The organism is Nitrospinota bacterium, from assembly GCA_009873635.1.
Taxonomy (GTDB): Bacteria; Nitrospinota; Nitrospinia; order Nitrospinales; family VA-1; genus LS-NOB.
In genome coordinates, this window is sequence record WAHY01000013.1 from 61,725 (window position 1) to 70,150 (window position 8,426).

Sequence of the window (8,426 nt, forward strand, 5' to 3'; positions counted from 1 at the left end):
CCCGCTTGCAATTGAAAAGTTGCGTGCGGCACTATCGGAAACCGAAAGTTTAAACCGATCTCCAACTGCGGGTGTTCCCGAAATAGTCACCGCGAATCCATTAGCAAGATTAAAAGTAGAGCCTGATGTAAAATTGAAAGTTCCTTCATTGACTCCTGTTGTCAGGTTTTGCAAAGTAAAGGTATTTGAACCTGTCACTGTAATTTCATATTTATCTATGGAAATATTAGAAGGGTCTCCATTGGAGGCCGTCAATGTAGCAGAACCGGTGTTGTTAATATTGGTCTCTACAGTCGTGGTCAATGCATTGAAAAAATTATTTCCCGTTGTCCCGTCAATCCCGAATCCCTGCTGATGAATATTGTTAAACTCTTGCACAAATCCTGCCGCCAATCGGTCCAGTTTATCTCTGATAGCCTCCACTTCGGTATCACGCATATCAAGATAACCCTTTAGGCTCCCGCCGGTTACTGACGACGTAATGTTTGTACTATTTCCCGCTGCATCCTGAATTTCAACATCCAGGAAGGATTTGTTATTACCATTTATAGATGTTGCAAGAGTAAAAGCGGTAGACTGCAAAACAAGAGGAGTTCCATCATCCAGGGTTAAACTTATCTGGCCATCCTGCTCGTCAACAAAATTTAAATCAATTAATTCAGAAAGTTCTTTTACTTTTTGATCTCTTTTATCTCGTAAATCATTTGCGCTGAAAGTGGTAGGTTCATTGGCATGAATGGATTTGTTCAATGCCGCAACTTCAGCGGCAAGGCTGTTTATCTTTTCTACTTCAACAGAAATAGCGGAATCCAAATTTTGTTGAATCTGAAATAATGATTCACCAAGGTTATTAAAGACAGATGTCAGGCTTTGCGCCTCGGCAAGCATATTTGAGCGCTCAGGTAAACCGGTAGGGTTTGAAGCTAGATCCTGAACGGATGCAAAGAAACTGCTCAAAGATTGATTCAGGCTTTGGCCATTGTTTTCACTTAATAATATCTCAAGCTGATCATATACATCTTTTCTGACCTGATATTGTCCAAGCGTGTCACCTTCACCTAGTATTTGAGAAAATAAGAATTCGTCATGGGAACGCTCAATACCAGCCACCCGAACACCTGTTCCCAATTGTCCCAAATTGAAGCTTCTAGGGTTTGTGGACTCAAACTTGACTTCCTGGCGTGAATATCCTTCTGTTTGCACGTTGGCAATATTCTGTCCAGTAACCTCAATGGCTAACTGTTGCGACAGTAATCCCAACTTTGCTGTGTTTAAAACACTAAATATATTCGAAGCCATTAAAGTAGACCCTTTTTACTTTTATCAATAAAATGATGCTTTCTACAATTCCAGCTAAACATCCATACTCACCATTCTTCCCTCAACACACCCTTCAACCACTCTTCCATTAGCTGTATAAGGAGAAGATGCTTTTTCATCAGCAGAGTGAATATATGCCAATGATTTTTTTAATGACAAGGCAGATTGGTCCATTAAGTTTTTAACCTTCTCACTCCATTCATTAATTTGTTTAATTTGAAAAAGTAACTTGTTTCTACACTTTGCCAAATTATTTTTATATGGATTGCCTTTTAATTGGATCAGTTTTTTTAAAGTCAGGCTCGACTGTTTAACTTGCAGTTTTTCCGCTATTTTTATCATCAAACACGAACGGCTGTTTTCCAATGCTTGCATTTGCATCACCTGGTCTTCTTTTCTGGCGATAACATCCTGCAAAGAATCATAGGAATATTTTGAAACACAACTCCATTCGTCTTTTAAAAGTTCAATAAAATTTTCATAAAGCCTGGCTTTTTGTTTTAACAAATCTTCTAGATTTTTATATAACCGGTTCATAGCTTATTCCCCCAATATATTGCCGGTTTTATGAGAAACTGGCATTTTTAAGGAAGATGAATCAATGGATTCACCTCGCGACACTTTATTTAATCTGCTTAAATCCTTATAAACCATTTCACCGATGCCCATTCCCTTCCGTTCGGACATTTTTTTCGACATTTCCTGATCCGTCATAGACTGAAACATATCCATTGCCGAACTATCAAAAAGACCTGATTTAGGAATCGCTTTTCTCATGGACTCAAACAATTTATTGATAAAAACAGATTCAAAATCCCGGGCAACCTTTTCTATGTTTTTTTCAGAACCAATTTGACCAAATTTTGTTTGACCGCGCATACGCTCCAGGTTCTTATCAGCCAACTGATTGAACAATGTTTTTTGGATTTGCGCTGATTTTATAATGTCCATATTGTCCTCTCCAGGAATCTCAATAATAATTTGCAAACCCCATACCAAACTCATCCGCGAATTTTAACTCGGGGCTTAAAAACAATAACCCCTTAAAACATAAGGGGTTATGATTAGGTCTCTTAAAGATACAATCGGGTAAACCTGAGGGCTTTTGATAAGAATGGGGAAATTTTTTCCGGGATCTCATTTAATCTTTAAATTATCTCCAGTTGAGCATGGAGAGCACCCGAAGCTTTGATGGCCTGTAAAATAGCGATCAAATCTCTAGGTGTGACTCCTATAGAGTTCAACCCCTTAACCACATCGCCCAGAGATATACTGGTGGGAATAACGAGTAGCTTATCTTGACCTTCACCAACTGCAACCCGAGTACGGGGTAGTATTACTGTTTCCGCTCCATCTGGAGCAAGTGCTGCAGGTTGATCAGCTACGGGTTCTTCTTTTATATTTATGAATAAAGCCCCATGTGCCACAGCTACACTTGAGATTTTAACATTCTCACCCATCACAATAGTTCCAGTGCGTTCATCAATGATCACTCTAGCTTCTGCATCAGGAATAACATCAAGGTTTTCAATTCTTGTAACAAAACCTGAAGTATTGTTTGCATATAATTCAGGAACCTTTACCTGTACCGCTCCGCCATTTATTATTGAAGCAATCGTATCCTTCATATCATTGTTGATGGCTTTGCTGATTCTACTTGCGGTCGTAAAATCTGTTTTCTTCAAGGCCAGAGTGATTTCATTTTTGGAATTAAAGTCATATTTAATTTCTTTTTCAACTTGACCGCCATTAGAAATTCTACCAACTGTTAAATGGTTTTTCTGAACTCCACGGGCAGCTCCGGCTACAGCAAATCCACCTATTGATAGAGGTCCCTGTGCTACTGCATAGGTACTACCATCAGGGCCTTTTAGAGGTGTCATTAAAAGTGTTCCACCCTGTAGGCTTTTGGCATCACCCAAAGAAGACACAGTTACATCAATATGGTCGCCTTGTTTAGCAAATGCAGGGAGTTCAGCCGTAACAATAACCGTTGCAACGTTTTTGAACTGCAACTGACCAATTCTGGCGGGAGGAATCGTGACACCCAGTTTTTTCAACATGCTGGCTATCGCCTGAATGGAGAAAAATACATTAACAGCACTATCACCAGTTTTTGTCAAACCAATTACCAGACCAAAGCCGATCAACTGATTACTTCGAACTCCTTCAATGCTGGATAAATCCTTTATCCTCGCAGAATGAGCCGGGCTTGCGAGAAAAATTACCAGTATTAAAACTGCCCAGATCTTTGGTCCGAATTTATTTTTAAACATACTTTCCTTTTTTGAGTTTTAGGCAGTATCTGCCTGAAAAACATATGTAAGAGTACCCGTATTAGTATTACCTGTATCTGTTATCGTAATAGTGAAAGTCTGATCTCCCTGAGCAAGAGTTGGTAAAGTAGCAGGCGAAGTAATGGTAATTGTTCCCTGATTATTTTCATCCCCTATATTGCCAGCACTTACTACAGTTGGGACCAGTAAAAAGGTTGACCCTGAATTATTATTTGCAACAGAGGCTGTAAAACCCGCTCCAGACCCATTATTAACTACCGTTATCACATCATCTGCACCAACTTCATTTTGCGTTGCGCCAGTAACATTAAAAACAAGAGAAAGTCCAGGTATCGTTACTGATGCCGTAGCTACATTTCCCAGCGCATCTACTGCTGTAATAGTAGTAGTTCCTTGTGTTGTACTTGCTGTAAATAAACCCGTATTTACAACTATAGTCCCTATACTAGTATTAGAACTAGTCCATGAAATTGGTGCTGTTCCACCATAGGGCGTAAAAGTTAATGTTTCCCCTGTCGTTACAGTAGATGTTGTAGGTAATATCTTGAATACAGAGGTGGAAGGTCCAAACGGGGTTCCATCTTCAAGTGCCCCCTGGCACGCCACAAAAAAACCAAATGATAAAACAAGTAAAAGGAACCCCTCCTTCCCCATATTTTTCAAACTATCATTGAGTTTTTTTAACTGACTACGCATATTGTTTAATAATCAAATTATCGGAACAGATGTTGTCGCGCTGACGTTGTCAACAGTAGCTGTTATAAAAGCTACTCCCCTTGTAGTTCCTGATGTTAATGCTGTAACAGCTGTTCCAGATGCATCTGTAGTCAATGAGGTTGCTGCTAATGTGCCCAAGGTTGTTGTCAAGATTACAGTCGCATCTGTTACAGGTATATTATCTACAGTGAATACTTCTACTTTTATAGTGGCCTGGCTTGCTTCATCGTTAGGAATTCCTGCCCCACCAAATAACCCTTGAATTCCTAATTTATTACCTAGACTACTTGGGCCCACCAGGTCTTCTACCTGTGCCTGGCACCCCCAGAATATTCCACCAGTTATCAGAAAAATTGAAATCAAATTTTTAATTGTCATTTCTTTCTTCATAATGTCCAACTAAAAAGGCCAAACTTTACTTAATATTTTAGAAAGCCAACCTTTTCTTTGTTCATCGGCCACAACCCCTTCACCTGTTAAACTTATCGAAGCATCAGCTATTGATATTGATGCTATTGTATTGTCAAAGTTTATATCCTGTGGTCGAATTACACCGCGTAAAACCATAATTTGTTCCTCACGGTTAACAGTAACCGAACGCCGACCTTCAATTTTAAAGTTTCCACTGGGCAATATTTCTGTAATTATTGCTGAAATAGTTCCAGTCAAAGTACCATTTCGAGTCACTGTCCCGGCACCTGCATTTGTATTGCTGACGCTTGCATTTACTGTTGGATCGAATCCTGTACCCATACCTAAAAAATTCTGCACACCTAAGTTTGATGGTAACCCTAAAAGATTATTGGTTTGCATATCCAGCGTCGTACTTTTTTCAGTATCAGTGGTCGCTGATTGAGTAGAGGTCGCAGTCTCGTTAATTGTAACCGTTATAATATCTCCTACCCGCTTTGCTTTATCATCTCCAAACAAAAAGTTTCTTGGTGTATCTCCTGGCCAGAGTGCACCTTCTTTCTTTTCAACTTTCGCTGTCTTTGGATATAAGTGTTTCGGAATTACAGTCGAAGAATTATCTATTGCCCTGTGTGTTGTTGAACAAGCCGTTAGAAAAAGAAATATAATAAATAGTGCAATATTTAATAAGTTGTACTTATATAATTCTATGTTCATTAAAAGCTCACTTTCACGGTATCAGAATTTATAAGCCGTCCATATATAGTCTTTTTCGATTCAATATTTAATACCTTCACTAACGCATTCGCATACCCGTCTTCTTTTAATATTCCAGGTGCAGTTATTTTCATTCCCCTTTTTTCTACTAATATTAAAACTTTATCCCCTTTATTTCCCAGAGCTGGTTTTTTTAGTTCTCGTTGTAGTAGTGTATAACCATTTGGAATATTTCTTATTGCTTCATAACCCAATGCTTCTTCCAGTGTTTTAATTGTATTTTTTAATACACGTTCAGTTTTAATGTTTTCCAAACTAATATCTTTTTTTGTAAATATTTCTCCTTTTCTTATTAGTCGGGTTGTTTTAACGACTTGCTGAGACACCCTAACAATGCTATTTAAACCGATCTGTCTTTGTATAATTCCATTTACTTTAATTTGTAGTGCTATCGGAATTCTTCCCACCTTTTGATTTCCACCGCTTCTCGTATATTTTAAGTTTCTTTTTCCAGGTGGAAGCACTATATCTCTGCCATGATAAAAAATTTCAACTTCTAATAAATCTTTTTCCCAGGGTAAGATATTTTTTAAATACGTTTCAGCGCCTTTTTTAATATCTCTTATTGTTAATGTTTGTTGCTCCTTTGCGCTGGCCTTAACCGTATTTATTGGGATGATCACTACATTTAAAATGATAATTAACCAAAACAAACGAATATATTTATTTTTATTAATCATTTTTTTACCGTTTCATATTGTTTGCGATTTGTAACATTTCATCTGCAGTTTGAACTGTTCTTGAATTAACTTCATATGCACGTTGAGCCGATATTAGTTTTACAAGTTCTTCAACAACACTGACATTTGAAAGTTCTAAAAACCCTTGTTGCGTTGATCCTCTATCTTGACTTTGTGGGTTACCAATAATTGGTGCTCCTGAGGCATCTGTTTGTTTAAATAAGTTAAATCCAGCTGCTTGTAATCCTGCTTCATTTTGAAAAGTAGCTAATTGTATTGTACCTACAATCGTTGGTGCTGGAGATCCTGGCTGGGTAACTGAAACACCGCCTTGACTGTCAATTGAAATATCCAAGGCATCAGGTGGAATTGTTATAGCGGGTTGTAAAACTAAACCATCTGAAGTTACAATTTGACCAGTATTGTTTATTTTAAAAGACCCTGCACGAGTAAAAGCCTGTGTCCCATCTGGTAATGTTATTTGAAAAAAGCCTTTTCCCTGGATAGCAATATCAAGAGGGTTTTGTGTCTCAGTAAAATCACCCTGTAAGAATACTTTCCCTATAGATGACGTCTTTACACCTAAACCTAATTGTGCTCCATTTGGCACCTGCTGGCCATTAGGTGTTAATGTTCCTACCAGTCTCATATTTTGATAAAGGAGATCCTGAAATTCCGGTCTGCTTCTTTTAAATCCAATTGTATTTACGTTCGCAAGGTTATTGGCTATTACGCTTACATTTACGTCTTGCGCATTCATCCCCGTTGAAGCTGTGTATAAAGATCGAATCATTTCTAGATTCCTTTCAATTATATAAATTCTTTAGAAGAATTATCCCACTCTTCCAATATTATTTACTGCCTGGTCGTCCATGCTATCTATGGATTGAATTACTTTTTGATACGTTTCAAACACTCTCAACGTTGCCATCATCGTTGTCATCTCTTCAACTGTCGAAACATTTGAATCTTCCAAAAATCCTTGTTGTATTGTTGCATTACTCGGTATTTCTATATTTTTGGGATCCTTTTGTTTATATTGACCATCCCCTATTTTTTCTAATGATTTATTTTCTTTAAATTTTACTAATTTTATTTTACCCACTACATTGTTGCCTTGACCATTACCAGTAAATATATTTCCTTGTCGATCGATTGATATATCACCACCTTGAGCGTTTATTACTATTGGTTCATTTTGCTCATTTAATAATGTTTCACCTTTTTGATTTACTATGCGGTTTGCAGTATCTAATCTGAAATTTCCATTTCGCGTATATCTAATTCCATCCCGCGTCTCAACACTGAAAAACCCTTCACCATTAATTCCCAGATCAAAAGGTGAATTGGTTTGCTTCAATTCTCCTGATTTATGGTCTGTGTATTGGTCTGTGATCGCGACATATGAAACGTTCTTGTTCGATTTATCAGGTGAAAGTAATAGATTTTTCCCTCCTTCCAGTCCTGAGTCCGGCGGAAATGGCGGCATCAACTCTTTAAACGCCAGGCGGTCACGCTTATAACCCGTAGTATTTACGTTCGCCAGATTATTGGCTATTACTTCCAGTTTTTTACTCTGCTTTATACCTGCAGAAGCTGCTATAAAGATTCCTTCTTGCATAGACTTATATCCTCTGGTTTCTTTTTAAAGTTATTCAGCAATATTTGTACCAAATGTTAATTTTTTATTTATCTTAGTCTTTGTTGTCTTTAAATCTTTAAAGTAAAAGGGTTTAAGGTTTTCTATTTTTCAATTAATTTCTTGTATTTCTTCCTGGTGTCAATTATTCCCTGGCAAATTGTTCCTCGCCCAGTCAAAAATCCCTACTTTTTCTTTTCGCTAAATATGTACATTTGAATTAGAATCTTTTTCTTCGTGATATAATCCAACTCTTTTAAAGATGTATTGTTTTATGAACTTTTTTGGTGAGGGAGTGATGGAGATTATTTCTATCGATGATTTGCACGATAAAATTGAAGAGATGGGTGATAATAACTTGATTCTTGATGTACGTTCCCCAGAGGAATATTCAGCGGGTCACATTGAGGGATCTCAAAATACTCCCCATACTGAAGTCAGTGGAATTGCCGAAGACCTGAGTAGTTATGACAATGTTTATGTGCATTGCAAAATGGGCGGGCGGGCAAAAATCGCATCTGAAACTTTGATCGATGCCGGGCTGGACAATATTGTATGTGTTGGGAATGGCGGTATGGAACGCTG

General features: G+C 37.8%; 10 protein-coding genes and 1 pseudogene (1 of these 11 only partly in view). 1 reads left to right on the plus strand and 10 read right to left on the minus strand.

Annotated features, from left to right (window positions below):
• The 10 genes and pseudogenes from flgK to flgF form a co-directional block, all read right to left on the minus strand.
• Window positions 1-1,299 (minus strand): annotated as a pseudogene (gene flgK / locus F3741_09025) (flagellar hook-associated protein FlgK); it reaches 429 nt to the left of the window's first position.
• Window positions 1,300-1,353: 54 nt separating this feature from the next.
• Window positions 1,354-1,857 (minus strand): flagellar protein FlgN, encoded by a 504-nt coding sequence (locus tag F3741_09030; protein MZG30931.1) that lies wholly within the window; start codon window positions 1,855-1,857, stop codon window positions 1,354-1,356.
• 3 nt (window positions 1,858-1,860) lie between these two features.
• Window positions 1,861-2,325, minus strand: coding sequence for a hypothetical protein (locus F3741_09035; protein ID MZG30932.1), 465 nt, complete (start codon window positions 2,323-2,325; stop codon window positions 1,861-1,863).
• A 143-nt stretch (window positions 2,326-2,468) separates the two neighbouring features.
• Complete coding sequence (locus F3741_09040; protein MZG30933.1) at window positions 2,469-3,596, minus strand: flagellar basal body P-ring protein FlgI; 1,128 nt, start codon at window positions 3,594-3,596, stop codon at window positions 2,469-2,471.
• Window positions 3,597-3,614: 18 nt separating this feature from the next.
• Window positions 3,615-4,313 carry a hypothetical protein gene (locus tag F3741_09045; GenBank protein ID MZG30934.1) on the minus strand — a complete coding sequence of 233 codons (699 nt, stop codon included), beginning with the start codon at window positions 4,311-4,313 and terminating at the stop codon, window positions 3,615-3,617.
• Window positions 4,314-4,325: 12 nt separating this feature from the next.
• Window positions 4,326-4,712 carry a hypothetical protein gene (locus F3741_09050; GenBank protein MZG30935.1) on the minus strand — a complete coding sequence of 129 codons (387 nt, stop codon included), beginning with the start codon at window positions 4,710-4,712 and terminating at the stop codon, window positions 4,326-4,328.
• Between the two features lie 21 nt (window positions 4,713-4,733).
• Window positions 4,734-5,462 (minus strand): flagellar basal body L-ring protein FlgH, encoded by a 729-nt coding sequence (locus tag F3741_09055; protein ID MZG30936.1) that lies wholly within the window; start codon window positions 5,460-5,462, stop codon window positions 4,734-4,736.
• Window positions 5,462-6,202: a flagellar basal body P-ring formation protein FlgA gene (gene flgA / locus F3741_09060; protein ID MZG30937.1), complete on the minus strand. Its 741-nt coding sequence runs from the start codon at window positions 6,200-6,202 to the stop codon at window positions 5,462-5,464. The genes F3741_09055 and flgA overlap by 1 nt, the downstream gene beginning before the upstream one ends.
• Window positions 6,203-6,206: 4 nt before the next feature.
• Entirely contained in the window at window positions 6,207-6,995 is a 789-nt protein-coding gene (gene flgG, locus F3741_09065; protein ID MZG30938.1) for a flagellar basal-body rod protein FlgG, read from the minus strand.
• A gap of 39 nt (window positions 6,996-7,034) precedes the next feature.
• Window positions 7,035-7,823, minus strand: coding sequence for a flagellar basal-body rod protein FlgF (flgF, locus tag F3741_09070; protein ID MZG30939.1), 789 nt, complete (start codon window positions 7,821-7,823; stop codon window positions 7,035-7,037).
• A gap of 316 nt (window positions 7,824-8,139) precedes the next feature.
• Here flgF and F3741_09075 point away from each other — a divergent pair.
• Window positions 8,140-8,426: rhodanese-like domain-containing protein (locus F3741_09075; protein MZG30940.1), on the plus strand; the 287-nt coding region annotated here is incomplete at its 3' end.